We start from the raw sequence: 18,717 nt of genomic DNA, 5'->3' as shown, positions 1-18,717 counted from the left end.
AGCTCCTATATAATAAATAATTATGATTTGCCATAAGCGCCCGCATTATGAGCGATATGAGCATGATGCCGCGAGTTTCTCAAGCATAAACATAAAGCTCTGCACATCCTGTAATTACTACCGAACCTGCAGCAACAATCATGTTATTCCGTGAAGAACACCTCATGCCTGATATTCTCCATCCTATTGTCGACATCTGCAAGAATTTCAGCGCACACCTTGAGCTTAGTCTGCACATTCTCACTCAACTCGCCTTCGTTCTTATATTTGAGTTCGTGCTCCAAGCTTGCCCACGTATCCATGGCAATGCTTCGGAACTGTATCTCAACAGGAATTGAAACTTTTTCATTTACAAGGAATACCGGTACAGATATTACTACATGCAGACTCCTGTAACCGCTTTCCTTAGGATTGGAGCTGTAGTCCTTGATTCTAATCAGCTTGATATCTTCTTGCTTGAGAAGCAGATTGGACAGCACGTATATGTCATCCCTGTAGTTGCACACAACTCGCACGCCTGCAATGTCATATATCCGGCTCCTGATTTCTTCGAGATTGTTAAGCGGATCCTCTATGCCGTATCTTACGGCCTTGTCGAACATGCTGTTGACAGATTTGAGTCTGTACTGGATATGGTGGATAGGTCCGTGATCATCGTGCTGCTTAAAATCATCGTCGAGAATCTCGAGCTTAGTCGATATCTCCTTTATGGCTGCCTCATACTCAAGCCTTATATCCGCAATCTCCTTGAAAAAGGCTTCCTCATCGCGTACCAGTTCAAGCTTATTCTCACTCAGTCTCTCAGGGCTGATTATCTCGTTGGTAATATTCATATTCCCTCATAAGCGTTTCGATCAAATGCACGAAGCGCGAATCTCTCTAGAACGTCAATATTGCTTCAAGACGTATTTGTAAAATCACTTTCCGAGCTCTGCAGCTTTTACGATATTGCGAAGCAGTAGTGCTGTAGTAACTGTACCTACGCCTCCCGGAACAGGGGAGTAGTTCAGCGAGCTTGGCATACCGGGCTTATCAAGTGCCCCGGAATCGAAGTCGCCGGCAAGCTTCCCATCCTTACCTGTACCCGTTCCAACATCGATGATAACCTGATTATCGTGGAACAGCTCCGGACTGTAGGATTCAATCTGCCCTGTCGCCAGCACTACAACATCAGCTCTCTCACACGCCTCTTTCAAATTCTCATCAGTTGTCCTCGTGTGGCATACGGTTACCGTTGCGTTTGCGTTCATCATCATGAGCATAAGCGGTTTTCCAACTCTCATGCTGCGACCGATAATTGTAACCTGCTTACCTTTTAGTTCAACTCCATAAAACTTTAGTATCTCCATACACGATTCAGCCGTGCACGCATAGAAAGCATCGGGATCATTTGCAAAAAGCTTTGCATACGACGCATCAGTGATCGCATCTATGTCCTTCGCCGGACTTAACAGCGAGCGCATTCTCTCGCTATCGATAGTCTTGGGGAATGGCATCAGCATTATGATTCCGCACGTTGCGTCATCCCCGTTGAGCCTGGCCAGCTCCTTCTCTGCAGCTTCTTGAGCGACTTCCTCTTCCAGCACCACAGATTCACATTCGATGCCGTATTTAGCCGCCCTCTTGATTATTGCTCCCTCGTAATATTTCTCTCCGTCGTCCTCGCCAATTCTAAAAGTGGCAATCTTAGGCACATTGCCGGACTTCTTCAATGAATCTACCCTTGATATGATATCCCGGTCGATGGCGTCCCTTACGGGCGCGCCTTTTAGTAGTGTGTGCATATCTAATGTATCCTCCATTTTTGACGCATAAAGCGCTTATCATTATATCATAACGACAAAAGAATTAGTACATTCTTTAAGCTTACCGACAAAATACTATCACTTACTCTTTATAAATGATTTCATACGGATCCCCTGTCTTATTTGTACCGATGTGATATCTGATGTACCGAAGAATTCTCTCAAACAATCAATATTAACCCCGGTTAAACATATAGAATTCGCTTAAAGTTTAGACCTGTATAAAAATAAAGTCAATTCTCTTCCATAATGTAACCGAAGCATACAGTAAAACCGGGCAGCCATCCGATACTGCCCGGTTTCAAATTTAAAGATTCCATTAGTTGTGAGGAAAATCGATATGTCGTTTAAGTATTCTCTTTTAAATGGAATCCTTTTCCTGAGAACAAATTATCTTTTGTTCAAATTTAAACATTATGTCTGTACTCGTATGGAAGCACCTTGAGTCCATTGAACTGTGGACAATCTCTCACCCACTCGAGAGACTCTTTGAGGATAGCTGTCTGCATCTCCTTATTGTTAGGCTCCCCGGCATTTGAACCGATTGGAACATGAGGAGCAGTGATTCTAGGAGCCCCCTGTTGACGAGCTATAGGTGGGAGCGCCGCAATAACGCAACAGCTCATTCCTTCAGCCTCGCAAGCTCTTGTTACAATTGTAGCAGATCTGTGGCATGTCCCGCAGCCGCCGGTGCACAGTACAACATCCACACCCTGAGCCTTGAGCTTCCTTGCAATCTCAGGACCTGTCTCATCTCTGAACTTCTCAACGTTTCCGCCGCCGCCCATGAACGTATACGTCTCTTCCGGAAGTGATCCGATAAATCCTTCAGCAACGAGCTCATGAAGTCTGTCTATAGGAAACATCGCATTAACATCCTTGTTGATGTCGGAGTTGTCAAACCCTCCATGTGTTACCATCAGTTCGCTGCTTGGCGTATCGAACGAAATAGTTCTGTAAGAAAAGTCTCCGGATGTGTTGAACGGAGTCTGGTTCTTATTATGGATTCCTCCTGCTGTGATAAATGCAACCTTGCAATCACTCAGAGGCTTCTTGAGTTCTGTAAAAACAGGATCCGGAGTTAGCGGTACGAAAATCTCCGAGGTCATTCCTTCTACTGTTGTAAGCTTCATAAATATTTCCTCCTAAATGTTTTAAATAAACATTGTCGGCAAATCATTTTTGCCTGTAACATCCATGCAACTGAAATAGAATTCCGCATCATCACCGATCATCGGTTTCTTGGAAGTAATAATCCACCTCACCGGCACGGTTATTTCTCCTATATCATCCATCACCTCGATAGTAGTGGCTGTATCATTGATATCTATCACCTTACCACCTAAAATTGATGGAAACATTTCTTCTGCAGAATTCATTTCATCGCTTGAGTAGTCATATGGGTCGTCCACTATCTGTATATAGCTAAAATAGAATTCCAGCTTAAAGCCCGGCTCCGGAGATTCATCTCCCCGGATAAGCCAACGCGGCACTTTGATTACACCGAGTCTGCCATTCAGATATATTTTGACCATTTTACCGTCGTCATAGATTTCTTTGACAACGCCCCCCATCTTGACCGGGTTAATCAGATATTCAACCATAGTTAGTGCAGTGTTCCGCTTTCTACAAGCACTGTCTCTGGTAATCCGAGGAGTTTATTGTTATCGTTGATAACATCATTGTTCCACTTCTTAGGAGCAGCATTTACAGCGACACCCATCATCTGATTCTTAAGCATCTGGATAGCACGTGCAGCAACTTCCTTGGTCACGCATGAGCAGCCGGCGATATCGTTTTCGAATCCACCCTTATCCATATTTTCTTCAACCATTGCAGTCGCATACTTATTACCAACTACAAGCTGACCCTGATAAGCGCAGAATGAAGCTCCAACTACAGGAATCTCTCTCTCTCCTGCCTGACCGATATGCTGTATAAAGTCGATATGGTTATTGCCAAATCCCTCAGTTGTGATGATGCATCCATCAATATCAAGAGACTCCAACATTGAACCAAGTCTCTCGGATACCCACAGCTTCTCATCGTTTACCTGAGGAGATCCGACAAAGATTACACCGATCAGATCAAGCTCGTCATCTGCTGCAAGTCCTTCTACCAATGGCTCACGCATATAATGCCTGGTCATTTCCTTTGTAGCCGGTCCTATGCAGGTCAGTGCGTGTATTGATCCGTCTCTTACCTGGTTAGGTGTCAGCATGATTGGCACATTGCCGCAGTCCACGTTCATCCGTCCGCCAGGAATTCCGCAAGGCTCGGTTGGGCAGATTACGTTATCGTGCATAGCACCCTGTCCCATAATTTCTTTTACAAGAATGACTCTTGGATTTCCCCTCCTTCTTACGTCCTCGCAGATTTCTTCACGAACCACTTCACCTTCATAAGCTTTGAGCTCATCTCTTACAGCCTGAATAATCACATCCTGGCACTTATGAGCAGCAAGAGGACCGGAACGTGACATTCCCTTAAGTCTCTCAATTACGGCATGGCATCTTATGATTATGTCACCGTCGTCAGCGCAGCCGGGATGTCCAAAGTACATTTTTTCATCCAACATACCTTCAGATGATCCGAATTCATGTACCTGTGTCCCGTCCTCGTCAACACCTGTCAGCATGAATACAATCCCATCGGCAATCTTTGTAACACCATCCCCGAGCTTACCCTCAACCTTTGCAGCAATTGGGCAAACATCCATAATAGTTTCGGTGTACTGATGTCTCTCACTTGGGTGAATAACATCCAACTGCAGGCTTTTGCAGAGCGGATCTGCCTTTAGAGCTTCTTTAACAATATTTTTGTTAATTGTGATTATGCCGTCTTTAATTGATGTCTCATTACCGATTTTAGCATCGGTAATCTTAATATGCTTCTTAGTCAACGTACGAATAACTTTCTTGTGTCCATCAAGTACTTCTGTAGCAGGAGCACCCTCAAAAGCAGTACCGACAGTGCCGGCAACTACAGGGACATCAAGCTTAAGGCCTGATAGATTTTCTGCCTTATCAATTTCGATATGAATCATTCCATTACCTCCGGAAGTTGTAGTGTACACGGGTGCTGTAGCAACATTACTCTCTGAAGCTGTTCCTTCAGCAGTCGTTTCTTTCTTACCTGTAGGTGCACTCTCCACCTCGTTTACTCTGTCGAGGACATCTCTTGTGATAGGCACAAGAGCCTCACAGTCCTTCATCAGAGTACAACCGAGAACCTGTTCGATTGTCAGCCCATCACCGGAGAGTTCAAGCAGACCGGAATCGATCATGTCGTCAAACAGTCCCGGATCCTCGAGATCCTTTTCACTGATAACTAGGCCCTTCTCCCTTCGGCAACAAAAAATTGCAGGGTCTTTAAGATGAGCCTGAACGGTTTCCTTTGTTATCGACATTAGCTGCCTCCTTAAAAAAATTAAAATAAAAGTTTAAGGTTTAATACGTTCCAGAAAGCCAAGTATGCATTTGCCTCTCGAACTCTTTACGCAGCTGTGGCCATCAGCTCCGCATATCGATTGCATAACGTGGAACTTTCTGTTAATATTCTATCGGGAGTTAAGATATTTGAATAGTGATAAATATATACATTGAGATATAAATTTTTTTCATATCTTTGACGTTTCAACAGATTTGCGGATAATGTATCAAAAAGCTATTGAAATTATTAATGGGAGACATTATGGATATAAAAAAATGCAAGGTTTTTGTCATCACAGCTGAGACCAAACAAATATCTCGCACTGCAAAATTGACCGGATATACTCAGTCTGCTGTGAGTCATATGCTCAAATCATTGGAAAAAGAAGCCGGTATCCAGTTGTTTAAACGCGACCGTTACGGCGTTCACCTGACCTCATTGGGATCGGATTTTCTGTTCTATGTAAAAAGATTTCTTGCAGAAAACGAACGACTTGAGCAATTCATCTATGACCTTCACGGCCTTGAGGTAGGCAGTATCCGACTTGGAACCTATACAAGCGTCTCCACTGCCGTTCTCCCGGAGATTATCAAGAGCTTTCGAGAGGCACACCCCAATGTTGATATTACAGTTAAAGAGGGCGGTTCTGATGAAATGGAGAAATGGATCTCGGAATATGAGGTCGATCTCGCATTCTGCAGCAGACGTTCTACATTTACCTTTGAATTTATACATCTTGTTAATGATCCGATAGTAGCCGTTTTGCCTCCGGACTACCATATACATGACAGCACCACAAGTTTTCCGGTAAATGAATTTAACGGAAAGCCCTTTATTCTATCAGAAGAAGGTGTAGATTATGACATCAACAGACTTCTCGAGAAGACAAAGACACAACCTAATGTTGTCCTGTCTGCAAGAGATGATGCGACAATATTGTCTATGGTGGAACAGGGCATCGGACTCGCTGTATTACCTGAGCTTTCTTGCAAAGGAAGACCGGGTAAATATATCACTATGCCTCTCGAACCGCAATGTTCAAGAGATCTTGGTGTCGGAATTAAGAATTTAAATAATGCAACCCCGATAACGAGATCTTTCATCTATGCTGTACAGTCATATTTTGAAAATACAGAAGAATGATTGCGATAAACTGCAAATATCAGATTTATATGACTCAGCTATTCTGAAAGGAGTGTGAAATAATATGGGACTCGGACCAAGTATCAAGATGACCACTCTTCATCATTATAATTGTCCTATCACACGAAGACTCATTAATGACACAGAAGTTGATTTTGTCGGGATTATTGAAAATGGAGTTTCTGAAAACTTTGACGCCAAAGTGGCGACTGCCGTTTCCACCGGCGAATTGGGTTCTGAACTGAGACTCGACGGCGCAATAGTTGCTATCGACGGTTGGGGGAACCATCACATTGATTTTATCAACGTCATTGAACAGCTCGGAATACATGATATCCCTTCGGTAGGACTCAGTTACATTGGCCTTCAAGGAAGACTCGTTGCAACAAATCCTTACGTAGAGACAATCATTGACTTCAATAAGGAAGTATCCGGATATGAATCATGTGTTGTTGGGCAAAACAACCTCACGGATATGGATGCATATAAGGCAATTCAGATACTCAAGAGTAAGGTGCGCAAATCATTTGCGTTTAAAAAGCGTCAGTCTGAGCTTAGTGGAACAGATAAAATCATAGGTTCATTACGGAGAAATTATATAAGCATATCAACGGCTCAATTTGGAGACAACACATCGATTACCGGGGAGAAGCTTACAATTCGTACAGAGATCGTTGCCCCTTTGGTTGCCGCAGAACCACGTATACGTGATTGCCATATCAGTTTCTTGCTGCCGCATGACAGTAAACACATTCATATCAATTCCAACCTCGACTTCATGCCTATTGCCTGCAAAGAGGAAGGTGTCATCGGTATGGGTGTTACTCGACAGCTTGAAGGCGTTTCGGTCATGCTAAACGGAGTTGAATACGGAAGCGGCTTTCAGCCCGCAAATATAGGCTCATCCGAAGGAATACTGGACGAACGTGTCTGCTTTGATCAGGCGGGAACCTCAAGGTCAACCGATATAATTCTGCATTTTGATTTTCTATTTGAAGAAGGTGAAGGTCGTACGTCTGAAGGGATACAGGCAGCACATGAAATGGCCGACCGTGTCTTAAATGAAATCAGGCAATCAATGAAATCTGCATCAATCTCTCATTCCGAAGATTTCATAATGACATCCAGACCATCCAAAATGCGCCTCGGTCTTGTAAAGATATGTTCAGGCCTCGGTAATATGTATGACACAGCGGTGTTCCCTGCTCAGCCGGCAGGAATACTCGGTGCATATACGACTAGGGAAAAAGATAATAAGCCTGTCTTCATGACACCATGCGAGGTGTTAGACGGAGAGATACATTCGCTTATATAAGACGAGATTATGACGATATGCTGTATATAATCAATTGGAGAGGGGTAAATTACCTCTCCAATTTCATTTATAACAATCAAATGAATCACCTAGTCTGTAGTCTCCCCTGTAGTCCTGAACGAATTTTCTGACATTAAAAGATTTGAATATGTTAGTGATAAATCCTTAAATCTGTTTTGACAATTCTATTTGTCCAAGGCTGCCTTTGCTAAAGCATCTGCCAGGTCATTGTATCTATCACCGGAATGTCCCTTAACCTTGATAAATCTGACGCTCATCGACTGTCTTGCCTTACGGATATACGCATTGTAAGCTCTGGTCATCTCGAGATTAGCCTTCCACTCGTCATCGGCCCACTTCCCGACACCCATATAATCGTGGTATATCGTCACGCTGTCAATTCCGTGTTTACGGCAGTACTCGATTGCAAGCTCTGCGCCTTTGATCTCGCCTGCAACGTTTCTAAGCTTGCCGCCTGCTTCATCAGTGTAGAGCTTGCTAAGCTCTACCTTCTCATCTCCGGTCAGAATTACAGCTCCGGACGCATAATATCCGGTTGCTACATCATAGCTGCCATCGACATAGGCGATTACGCCATCATTAACGGAATCACGTGAAGGGGAGTTCCCAGTCGCCGATGAGTTTGAACGAGCAGTTCCCATAGCAGTCAATATTTCGCTGCCGACAAAGGCTTCTGCCTCCGACAGCCGTGCAAAGCCCTTATACTCTGCGCCGGAATATCCGTCCACCTGAGCCTTACATTCATCCCACGTGCTGTATATACCGGGAACTCTTCCTGTCCTTACTGCGTAAAACTGCTTCTTGCCCACCTTGCTTCCCTCGCTCGCTTCAAATTTTCTAAGAAAAGACTTCCTATGAATCGGGGACAGTCCGACACTGCGCAAGCCTTCGTAATGAGCAGCTGTTCCATATCCCTTGTTGCTGGCAAAAGCATAGCCGGGATATTTCTCGTCCATCTCCCTCATATATGAATCCCTCGCTACCTTGGCAACGATCGAAGCAGCTGCAATAGAATAGCAGGTCGCATCTCCCCTTATGATAGCCTTCTCCGGTATGCCCTCTTCCTTTAGGTCGACAGCATCAACCAGCAGCATATCAATTTTCTCGTCTTCTGCCAGCTTCGACTTGACCTCGATGATAGCCCTGTGCATCGCCAGCTTAGTGGCGTTTAGGATGTTGAGATCGTCGATTTCTCGTGCAGTTGCAGTCCCTATACCATAAGACTTTGCAGACTCACGAATCAGCCTGTCGAGCTTCTCGCGCTGCTTTTCTGAGACCTTTTTGGAATCATCTATCCCGGGTACATTGAACTCTTCAGGCAGCACCACGCAGGCTGCATACACAGGGCCTGCGAGGGGACCCCTTCCCACCTCATCGATTCCCGCAATATTTTTTATACCCGATGCATGGAGTTCATCTTCTATCTGCTTGAGCTCCTTCATTCTCTGCAGCTTCCGTTCTTCTCGTTCTTGCTTAGTCATATAAACTCACCAGCTATCCGTATCTATCTGTGTTCAGGCCTCTCGAGAGAGATTTTGCCAATCAGTCCCGCTCGAAATTCATCGAGTACAGCCCGTCCGGTTCTCTCGTAGTCAATGCGTCCACCGGAAAGCATGAATCCGCGCTTCTTGGCTATTGCCTCCATATCGGCCAAAACGGGATTTATCGGCTCCCCATATTCGTCATATTTCTCTTCATCGTCATCCATCAAGCCATCCAACTTATATCTCGCGATTAGCTCGTCAGGATAATTCGCTCTCAACACCTTGAGAAGCTCAAAGGCAAGATCCTGCACGTTGAGAATCTCATCCTTTATGCTTCCGCAGAATGCCAGATTGAGTCCAACTCCGGGCTCTTCAAACTTAGGCCAGAGAATTCCCGGCGTGTCGAGCAGCTGCATTCCGTTGGCAAGCGTTACCCACTGTTTGCCTTTTGTAACACCCGGTCTATCGCCGGTCTTTGCACTCTTCCTACCTATCAGGCGATTGATAAAAGATGATTTACCGACATTCGGAACCCCGACAATCATCATGCGCAGCGGTCTCTTGAGAGCACGTTCCCTGTCTCTCTCCTGTTGATATTTATCCAGTATCGTATAAAATGCTTTTATATTATCACCGTTTCTGGAATCCACTGGCAGTGCGATGATACCGTTTCGACCCAAAAACGCTTTCCACTCCATCGTTACGCTTTCATCGGCCAAGTCGAACTTACCGAGGATCACGACACGCTTTTTACCCGCTACGAGCTCCTCAATAATGGGATTGCGGCTCGATAAAGGGATTCTGCTATCCACGATTTCAACCACAAGGTCCACTGTTTTGAGGTTCTCCTGTATGAGCTCGCGAGTCTTCTTCATGTGACCCGGATACCAGTTGATGTTTCTAATCATGTTATCACCTAAGATGTTTTCATTTAAGAAAAATGCACACCGCAGCATCTGCCGAGGTATGCATCGTTATCCCTGCTTGTAAAGCCCAAGCTACTTTGCTTTCTTGATTTTTGCAGCCTTACCTGTTCTCTCACGCATGTAATTAAGCTTAGCTCTTCTAACACGACCCTTCTTAACTACCTCGATCTTGTCAACCTTAGGTGAGTGCATCGGGAAAGTCTTCTCAACACCGATTCCCTGCGCAAGTCTTCTTACAGTAAATGTCTGCGAAATACCGCCGTTCTGCTTCTTGAGTACGTATCCCTCGAATACCTGAATTCTCTCTCTCTGGCCCTCGACAATCTTAACGTGTACTCTTACAGTATCACCGATGTTAAATTCAGGAACATCGTTCTTCTTATATTCCTGTGTAACCTGATCTAAAATGTTCATCGTTATTCCTCCTCCCTCTCAAAGACGTTCGTAGCGTGTCTCTTCTTCAAGCGCAGCTCGTTACTTGCATCGCCAGAGGACCGTCCGTAATAACTTTTGTATGATACCACAGCCCTGCTTGTATTGCAAGGGTTAAAAGCCTTATACTCAAAAATGCAGGTGCCCGTACAGTTACAGATACAATCGTAATAATTTATAAAAATTTTAATACTTGCAAATGAAAGGTCATGCGTAACAAATATATTGCTGCTATGGTCATGACGTTTCAATGACCACAGCAGCTTTCTCCAACACTTCACAGCCTATAACTCTAAGTTATTGCTTATGATTAACTGAAGCTTTTAAACTTGATTGAATCAATAATGCATGTAACTTCATCATCTATGAACTTTTTAACATCTGTTTTTTTGTCCTTAGGGAGCACCTTAACCTGAAGCTTCTTATCACCATCGCCATGATGTATGTCAATGATATATAAATAGCCCAATAGCTTATCTTTTTCTTTCCCAACATACCCTCTCTCTTCAAACCTCACCGCCTTACGTCCACCAATTTTAACAAGCTTATAATCTTTTTTGCCCTTCTCTAATACTTTCAAATAGTCATCAAAGTTAGGATTATCTTTATCAAGGTCAGGGTATTCGTCCTTAAAATAAATGCTTGTATTGTGCACATATGGCTCAATACTAAAATATAATTCTGCCTTATCGCCTTTTAGCGAAAAATCATAATGATAATCATACATCCCAAACGACTTCTTTTTATTATCATTAAACTTATAACCATGATCCTTTGGGACTTCCAGAGTCACCTTATAATTCTCATCATATGTGTGGGACATACTCTCCGTCTTTACCCCGCAGCCGGTGAGTATGATGGATATAGATAAAGCACACATTGCTATTGTGGCAAACAGTTTTTTATTTACTTTCATATTGGCACCTCCTGCAATCCAGCCTAAATATCAAGGAGAGCGATCATTGCCAAGCACGCCTTTCGGCAGCATCAGCAGTCTCTGTATATTTTGAGCCATAATCTAGTGCAGTGGAAACTGCATCTTGAGTTTTCATCTTAAGATTCTCCTGAGCTTGACCTACTGCAGCAGAATCTTTTTGCAAGAACGACTTTGCTAATCCACCTAAAGCCTTAACCGTTTCTGCCTGTGCCTTCATGTCAGCTCTTTCCTGTCCTGTTCCCGTGAAAGCTTCCTTAATGCTGCCACCAAATGTTTCGCTAGGTCTTCCGAACAACTCATTTAGATGATCTTTTGCACGACCGGCAGCCAGAGCATTATCAGTGTCTTTTTCGAAAGAAATACGTATAAGAGCAACATAAGGATGAACCTTGCCGCTTGGAGGAAGTGGGTCCTTAAATCCATCAGCAGTGTATTTACTCTTTAGAAAAATATCGAGCCCCGCCTCCGAATACTTTTTACCGCTATCAGAATTATTTTTTACCTGATAATAGGCAAATTCTTTAATCTGATCATACCTGAATAATTCTTTTTGATTTTTCTTGCTGTATTTCGGTGTAATTGCTTCGAACATACCTATGGAATCGATGAATATAATACCGTTATATGCATTGATGATCCTATTCACACCACCCTTACCGAGTGGCTCAACTTCAGATTTATAAAGCTTATCCTGTTTCTGCATATACTCCATATGCTCAGTCAGGAAGTCCTTTGTTTACCTGGAAACATCAATATATGCACTGCAATTTTTCTCACATTCACTACAGATATGATTTCCATCATTCAGCTTTTTGCCTTTGATAAAGCCAACTTCTTTTCCGCAAAAAGTGCAAGCATTCTTTGAAAAAAAGCTCATAACAAACTTCTTTCATAAGTTCTTTGTAATTTAGTGACACGCTCGTTAAGTTATATTCCACCATGATACTAAGCGTTGTTTATACCTAAGTTACAAGGATCTCGCACAGTTATCATTCTGTTATTAATCTCTCCATGGTCAAACTATGGTCAGAGAGGATCAGATTATTTAAAATCTGTAAAATCATCAACGTCGTCAATCATACCTTTTATTTTAGACACGCTCCCCACCACCGACGAAAGGCTATCAGCTTTTACACCAGGCAACAGGTCTTTGACATTACTGCCTTTTACCGAATTGTTGTTAACGCCTTTTATGTATTCATCCTTAAGTCCTCGCCTATGCTCAGTAAATTCATCTACCATCGAAATATTACTCATCTCCTTGACTGTTTCCTTCTCATAAGTGTGACGTGCACCTGCATTCCTATACCTTGAGTACATTGCAGCAAAGAAGATTGCACCCGGTAAGAGAAGCGCCCAGCGATAATCAGAATCCCATTTCACCAAGTCACTTCCGAGTAATATCGCCAAAACGCCTCCGAATAACTCAATTATTATCGACACTATCCACAGTTTAGTCATATTGATAGGAACACTTCCCATCGTCTCCTTCGTTCTGGCATTAACCGCAACATAGTGGAGTAAGTTCTTTTTACCCTTGACCTGCATATAGCTGTACAACCATACAGGTAGATATGCGGCATTCCATGACTCACCTTTTACCTCGAAATTATCAATGTCCCAGGCAACACCTCTGTCATATTTTTCCAGGGTGTCATTCGCAGCAAATCTGGCAATATCGTTAGATTGAGTTTTTACGAGTTGTCTAATATGATCGACATTGACATCACGCTTCTGCGACGTGTACCCACGGAGATAATTAGCATTATATTCAACGCACTTATCAGTATCAAAAGGCATAATCGAGTTTATGATATTAGTTGTCTTTTCATTTGAAGAAACATTCAGCTTATCGGCACTGGCCTCAACCGTAAGATCGTCTATTGTGATATCAAAATCACGCTCAACGTGATATGCATCAGCATCATAGCGGTCCTCTTCTCTATCACCGTTCTTTACAGTGTACTTTCTAACAAGCTTTTCTCCCGTACCCGAGAGATATGAGTGAGCGTTGACATCTATAATCATATAAGGGAAATATACTCCACAGATATTTTCGGAAGTAAACTCTTTGGTAAACTGCGGATGAGCAAAAAACTTTCGCTTTCCCACAAACTCATCAATTTTCGCCTGTGCATCGACTTTAGTCACATTGAAAGGAAGTACAACATCCGGAACTGCGCCATTAGGAATGGCAGAGTTAATCGATAGCATATTTCTGCACCAGTGACACCTGGCCTGCCCTGCAGAAGCTGTGTCTATAACGACCTCGGCACCGCAGCTTTCACACTTAAGGGTTAACACATCCTCTGCATCAGCTATAATATCTGATGCCCCCTTCGATGTATGAAGTCCTTCCAATTCAGCTATATTATCAGACTGCTCAACAACCTCAGGTTCAAATACATGCCTACAGAAGTTGCATCTAAGTTTTCCTGTAGTCGGGTTAAGCTCTATGTCAGTAGCTCCGCATTTAGGACACTTAATCTGACCGTCTTTTCGTTCTTCGCCTACCTGTTCCTCAGTAGTGTTATCTTGAGAAACAACTCCCTCATTTACTGTCTCTACAAAATCTTTATCATCTATCATCTTACTTGTCTCCCTGGTTCTCGTGACTGTATCGAAAAAACAACTTATTTAAGTAAATTTAAGTAAAATCCTCGATTCTTCACAGAGGAATCAATTCCGCTTGTGGCACAGGAGAAACACTACGGTTCCTCGGTTTAAGCAGCAGTATTAGTGTATCTCTTGCTATTAGTAATATGAATTATGAATATATTAACCTCCTGTTAACCGCTTTAACCACTTCATACGACACTATATATATCATAAGAATGCTATACCACAAGCGGAAATATTGTATCAATTATAGTTAAACGATATATGTTTACTTCTCTTCTTTAAACGCCTTCGTCGCAACGGCTACTATGCCGCCCACAACTATAACAAGCGCGCCTATTAAGCCCACATAAAATCCCGGTCCATAGCTAAATTCCACTTTATATCCTTTAAACTCATCCTTAAATGTGGATGTAAGTAAAGCCCAAAGACCACATTGAAGAAGTCCGAATATTATTACAGGAATTCTTTTCTTAAGTAGCACAAACAAGGTTGCCAGAATAGGAGCTATCAGAAAGAGAAAAACTGTTCCCGTTCGTCCTTGGCTCTTATATGCATTGTAGATAGAGTCACTTACATTTTCACCTAAGAAAGATGCTTTATATAGTGTCAGGAATAAGGAAATAATCGTTAACACTAAACCGACGATTACAATCAGTTGCACTCTTTTATTCTTATCCATTTCTTGTTCCTCCTACATCATTAAAATAACTTCTTTTTCATAATTCATATACTTTATAACCCGAGAAGCTGCATCTTAATTCTATCGAATTCTTCCTGTGTGATTACACCTGCATCAAGAAGCTTCTTCATCTCGATCAGCTTTGCAGTAGGATCCACAGGTTGCTGTGGCTGTTGTCCATACATTTGATCATTCGGATGTTGTCCATGCATCTGATCATTCGGCTGCTGTGGCTGTTGTCCGAAGCCCGGCTGATATGTGCCCGGATTATTAGGCTGCTGCATTCCACCCATTACGTTTCCCGCAGCACCCATTCCCATGCCCATAAACGCCATGTTGGCACCACCGCCGGTTTCTCCTGCTGCCTGCATTCCTCTGGCAACAGACTGTTGCATAAATGAATTCCCACGGGTACCCGAGAGCGCATCTGCACGCTTTACATCCTTCATCATAAGCTTTGTATCTTCATCGTATTCGATGGACATAATAGCAGTTTTTACGATTTCCAGACCTCTATCCTGACGCCACTGATATCCATCATCTACAGCCTTCGAAAGAGCCTGGGCAAAGCCAATCTGATCGCCCTGAATCCTGCTCATTCTGTTTCCTTTAGAAGGATCGTTTGTATAATTCGAAAATGCGGCAGAAAGACTTCCTACTACCTCATTAAACAATTGTTCTCCTGCAGGATTATCCATATCAGCAAAGTCAAATTCAGGCGCACCCGGTGAGACAAATACCACAGGAACAAAATTCTTTATGAACAAAATCGGATCCGCTATCTTAAGTGTATATGTCCCCCTTGTAACAGCTCCAACCTGTGTTCCGAAATATGCGTCATCCCAATAGATTTCGGATTGCGTTCCAAATCTATTATTGGGAATCTCTTTCATATTTACATAGAATATCAGCTGTTGTGTTCCCGGAACACCACCAAACTTAAATCTCTCCCACGACTGCTTTACGAGCGCATCCACGGGACTATCCCCGGCAAATATAGACTTAGCATTAGGATTGTCATTCGTATATTCATAGCCACCGGCCTCAGTTATAATTCCTGTGATTGCGCCATCTTGAATAGTTACCAGCGCCGTACCCTCGGGAACTACTATCTTGCTGCCGTTAGTTATAATGTTTTCATTACCCTTGTAGTTAGCACCTCTGCCGTTGTTTGTTCCCATCGGAACACCGGGAAACACCCCTGCCGTTGCCGATACATTTGACTTAGGACCATAGAAGTCCTTCCACTGATCTGCCAGAGATCCTCCTATAGAGCCCTTGACTGCTTGAATAAAACCCATGGTGTACCTCCTTTTCCTTTTAAATATGCCTATCATCACGTTATGGCAAGCAAGAAACTATCTTAAGTCTATTAGAGCGTAGCTACCTCGACCTTCAGCTTCTTCATTCATACCTCTATCTTCTGCTGTATGTAACTACTCGACATATCTATTTATCTAGAGTTTAACAAAAGGAAATTCACTTGTCCACCGTAAAAATACGGGGATTTTGCAGTATACTGAAAATCCCTAATAATAAGGTCGGCGTATCTGCCTGTATCATTGAGTAGCCTGTTTAATAGAATAAGAGCAGTCATTCGTTATACGAATAGCTGCTCTTGAATATTGTTTTATTACATGTCTATTACTATATATTACTGCACCTCAATCATTCGGTGCTTTTGTTTCTTTAATCGGAAACAAATTCCCCTTTGCTGCCTGTATCGCTAATGCAGTACGGTTGAAAGGCCTGTCTTAAAAAAAAACCGCTTCTGCGGGCTTTTATTACGCTCTTGGGTGTGTTCGACTATATACATCTTTGATTCTAATATTGGTTACCGATAGATAAGCAATTCCTACAGACATATCGTCAAAGCCCATCAGTTCCTGAAGAGTCTTAAGATCCCCTCCATTCTGCAAGATATGTACAGCGAAGCTGTTTCTAAGAATCTGAGGAGTCATGCGGTCTTCAATACCTATCATAGCACCATACTCCTTGAGCATCTTCCAGATACCCTGCCTTGTCAGCGGCTGCCCTCTAAAATTAATAAACACGAAGCTATCGTCTGTCACCTCCGTACGTGACAAACCCGAATACGCAGTATCCTTGTACTTGCGCAGAGCCCTCTGAGCATATGAGCCAAGTGGAACAATTCTGCTTTCACCTTCCCCATCACGCAGTGTGACGAAATTCATCTTAAGGTTGATATCCTCAAATTTGAGGCGAACTACTTCCGTAACTCTGGCACCGGTCCCGTACATGAACTCAAAAAGAGCTGTGTCTCTGACACCTTTAACTGTCTGATCCGGAAGCGCAAGCAGCTTCTCCACCTCATCTATTGACAGAAACTCAATCTGCCTCTTGTCATTCTTTGCTGATTTAATCTTGGCAAACGGGTTCTCGGCAAGCGCGCCTGCCTCAATTTCGAAATCGTAGAATGTTCTTAATGAAGAAAGCTTGCGGTTGATAGTGGCCTTGGACTTGCTATCATTATTTAAATCCAGTATGTATGCGATTGAATCGCTTTCTTTGCACTCTGCCAGTTCTCTTCCACTGTGATTTTTTAGAAACTTCTCGAATGAAATAACATCCCTTCTGTAAGCCACCAACGTATTATCGGCTTTTCCCTTTGTATCCCTGAGATACGTAATGAACTCGTTTATCATAACCTAATCCTCACTATCAAATATATGCTCATAATTTAAATAATGCCCGCATTTCTGGCAAACAGCACTCCTGCAATTGTTTTGCCATCTTCAATCTTTCCGGCCATTATTTGTCCGACAACATCTTCGGGAGTCATCTTAACAATATCAATATCTTCCGTCTCATCTAAATCGGGGTCACCCCGGTTGAGATTATGACAAGCATATATCTCCAAAATTTCTTCTGAATATCCCACACTCGGTGCTAATCTCAAAAGCTTTTTCATCCGTCCCGCAGAGTAGCCTGTTTCTTCCTTGAGTTCACGTACTGCCGCTTCCTCAAACGATTCTCCGGGATCGACCTTACCCGCCGGCAGTTCAATCACCTGTTTCTTAAGCGCCTGACGCCATTGTCTCACGAGAATAATCTTACCATCGTCAGTTATCGGTATAAGTACGGCGGCTCCACCGTGTACAACAATGTCTCTGTACGACACCTTTTCATTAACCGCCAACACCTTATCCCGTCTGATATTGAAAATCTTGCCCTCGTATACAATGTTCGACTCTAACGTCTTTTCTTCGTAAGCCATAAATATTCTTAATAATCCTCCCATTTACTAATATAATTTTATCATAAAGGATTAAACAACTCGCTCTTCGTACTAAAAAAATACAAAATGCATAAATTTTAAGCTTGGTATTATTCAAAAATGGAAATATACCCCCGCAATTGTTCGACAAAAGCAGGAGTATACCTAAATAATTGATTGTGTGTCGCTCTCTTTCACATGCGCTTCTGCGCCAGTAATAAGATACAAATAGATAGTATCATCTCCAAAATTCCCTTCAGCACAATTGTTCAGTATAGGCCTAGGTTAGCAGCGAAGGCCTGCATAAATCTGGTCTTCCATTTCTTCCAAGTATTGGCGTGAGCAAATTCATCAAAACCGCCGCCACGCACCTTGACGCTTTCAATAATCCCCTTTCTATAATAATCAGGGATTTCCTCAAGCGCCCTGTTGAGACAGTCTATCTTGACAATGGCATCGTCGATTCTGTCATCAGGTCCGGCATCTGAATCCGAACTTTCAACGAGGCTTTTGAGACGCTCCATATCCCGAATCATCCACACACATTGGTAATAAACTTCTCTAGGCAAGCTCGCGCTGCCTTTTATACGGTATTGGTATTCTTTCATATACAGCTCCTCCTTTACAACACCAGTGTACGATGAACCGCGAAAAAAATAAATGGGCCTGAGCAAACAGGTCCA

The 18,717-nt window shown here is 42.9% G+C and carries 18 protein-coding genes; 2 read left to right on the top strand and 16 right to left on the bottom strand.

From position 1 onward, the window contains the following. Positions 1-143: 143 nt before the first annotated feature. From HMPREF0581_RS01390 to prdA, 5 genes are all read right to left on the bottom strand, one after another. On the bottom strand, positions 144-833 hold the full coding sequence (locus tag HMPREF0581_RS01390; RefSeq protein ID WP_009644068.1) for a GTP pyrophosphokinase: 690 nt from the start codon (positions 831-833) through the stop codon (positions 144-146). Positions 834-917: 84 nt separating this feature from the next. Next, positions 918-1,784, bottom strand: coding sequence for a bifunctional 5,10-methylenetetrahydrofolate dehydrogenase/5,10-methenyltetrahydrofolate cyclohydrolase (locus tag HMPREF0581_RS01385; RefSeq protein ID WP_036379689.1), 867 nt, complete (start codon positions 1,782-1,784; stop codon positions 918-920). A 428-nt stretch (positions 1,785-2,212) separates the two neighbouring features. Further along, positions 2,213-2,938 (bottom strand): D-proline reductase (dithiol) protein PrdB, encoded by a 726-nt coding sequence (gene prdB / locus HMPREF0581_RS01380; protein WP_036379686.1) that lies wholly within the window; start codon positions 2,936-2,938, stop codon positions 2,213-2,215. Positions 2,939-2,959: 21 nt separating this feature from the next. Then, positions 2,960-3,409 (bottom strand): CBO2463/CBO2479 domain-containing protein, encoded by a 450-nt coding sequence (locus tag HMPREF0581_RS01375; protein WP_036379684.1) that lies wholly within the window; start codon positions 3,407-3,409, stop codon positions 2,960-2,962. A gap of 2 nt (positions 3,410-3,411) precedes the next feature. Beyond that, positions 3,412-5,214, bottom strand: coding sequence for a D-proline reductase (dithiol) proprotein PrdA (prdA, locus tag HMPREF0581_RS01370; protein WP_036379682.1), 1,803 nt, complete (start codon positions 5,212-5,214; stop codon positions 3,412-3,414). A gap of 284 nt (positions 5,215-5,498) precedes the next feature. Between prdA and HMPREF0581_RS01365 the strand changes: the two genes are divergently transcribed. Further along, complete coding sequence (locus tag HMPREF0581_RS01365) at positions 5,499-6,380, top strand: LysR family transcriptional regulator (protein WP_051426878.1); 882 nt, start codon at positions 5,499-5,501, stop codon at positions 6,378-6,380. 64 nt (positions 6,381-6,444) lie between these two features. Next, complete coding sequence (locus HMPREF0581_RS01360; RefSeq protein ID WP_036379678.1) at positions 6,445-7,695, top strand: glycine/sarcosine/betaine reductase component B subunit; 1,251 nt, start codon at positions 6,445-6,447, stop codon at positions 7,693-7,695. Positions 7,696-7,880: 185 nt separating this feature from the next. Here HMPREF0581_RS01360 and HMPREF0581_RS08870 read toward each other — a convergent pair whose 3' ends face one another. The 11 genes from HMPREF0581_RS08870 to HMPREF0581_RS01300 all read right to left on the bottom strand — a co-directional run bounded on the left by HMPREF0581_RS08870 (position 7,881) and on the right by HMPREF0581_RS01300 (position 18,642). Then, complete coding sequence (locus tag HMPREF0581_RS08870; protein WP_242835180.1) at positions 7,881-9,197, bottom strand: ribonuclease HII; 1,317 nt, start codon at positions 9,195-9,197, stop codon at positions 7,881-7,883. A gap of 23 nt (positions 9,198-9,220) precedes the next feature. Continuing rightward, positions 9,221-10,108, bottom strand: a complete 888-nt coding sequence (ylqF, locus tag HMPREF0581_RS01345) for a ribosome biogenesis GTPase YlqF (RefSeq protein WP_009644094.1) — start codon at positions 10,106-10,108, stop codon at positions 9,221-9,223. A 90-nt stretch (positions 10,109-10,198) separates the two neighbouring features. Further along, a complete protein-coding gene (rplS, locus tag HMPREF0581_RS01340; protein ID WP_009644059.1) occupies positions 10,199-10,540 on the bottom strand; it encodes a 50S ribosomal protein L19 in 342 nt (113 codons plus the stop codon). Between the two features lie 328 nt (positions 10,541-10,868). Further along, positions 10,869-11,474 carry a hypothetical protein gene (locus HMPREF0581_RS01335; RefSeq protein ID WP_036379676.1) on the bottom strand — a complete coding sequence of 202 codons (606 nt, stop codon included), beginning with the start codon at positions 11,472-11,474 and terminating at the stop codon, positions 10,869-10,871. A 43-nt stretch (positions 11,475-11,517) separates the two neighbouring features. Beyond that, positions 11,518-12,198 carry a hypothetical protein gene (locus HMPREF0581_RS01330; RefSeq protein WP_036379673.1) on the bottom strand — a complete coding sequence of 227 codons (681 nt, stop codon included), beginning with the start codon at positions 12,196-12,198 and terminating at the stop codon, positions 11,518-11,520. Between the two features lie 338 nt (positions 12,199-12,536). Continuing rightward, positions 12,537-14,084 (bottom strand): TFIIB-type zinc ribbon-containing protein, encoded by a 1,548-nt coding sequence (locus tag HMPREF0581_RS01325; RefSeq protein ID WP_036379670.1) that lies wholly within the window; start codon positions 14,082-14,084, stop codon positions 12,537-12,539. Between the two features lie 298 nt (positions 14,085-14,382). Continuing rightward, on the bottom strand, positions 14,383-14,796 hold the full coding sequence (locus tag HMPREF0581_RS01320) for a hypothetical protein (RefSeq protein WP_036379666.1): 414 nt from the start codon (positions 14,794-14,796) through the stop codon (positions 14,383-14,385). 53 nt (positions 14,797-14,849) lie between these two features. After that, complete coding sequence (locus tag HMPREF0581_RS01315; RefSeq protein WP_009644072.1) at positions 14,850-16,097, bottom strand: SPFH domain-containing protein; 1,248 nt, start codon at positions 16,095-16,097, stop codon at positions 14,850-14,852. Between the two features lie 483 nt (positions 16,098-16,580). Beyond that, positions 16,581-17,462 (bottom strand): tyrosine-type recombinase/integrase, encoded by an 882-nt coding sequence (locus tag HMPREF0581_RS01310; RefSeq protein ID WP_036379663.1) that lies wholly within the window; start codon positions 17,460-17,462, stop codon positions 16,581-16,583. Positions 17,463-17,497: 35 nt separating this feature from the next. Beyond that, positions 17,498-18,034 carry an NUDIX hydrolase gene (locus tag HMPREF0581_RS01305; RefSeq protein WP_036379660.1) on the bottom strand — a complete coding sequence of 179 codons (537 nt, stop codon included), beginning with the start codon at positions 18,032-18,034 and terminating at the stop codon, positions 17,498-17,500. Between the two features lie 269 nt (positions 18,035-18,303). Beyond that, the gene (locus HMPREF0581_RS01300) at positions 18,304-18,642 is read right to left on the bottom strand and encodes a hypothetical protein (protein ID WP_009644089.1); all 339 of its coding nucleotides are present in this window, start codon (positions 18,640-18,642) and stop codon (positions 18,304-18,306) included. Positions 18,643-18,717: the final 75 nt, after the last annotated feature.

The sequence above is a fragment of the Mogibacterium timidum ATCC 33093 genome, assembly GCF_000525775.1.
Lineage (GTDB): Bacteria > Bacillota > Clostridia > Peptostreptococcales > Anaerovoracaceae > Mogibacterium > Mogibacterium timidum.
This window is presented reverse-complemented; position numbering and strand designations above follow the sequence as displayed.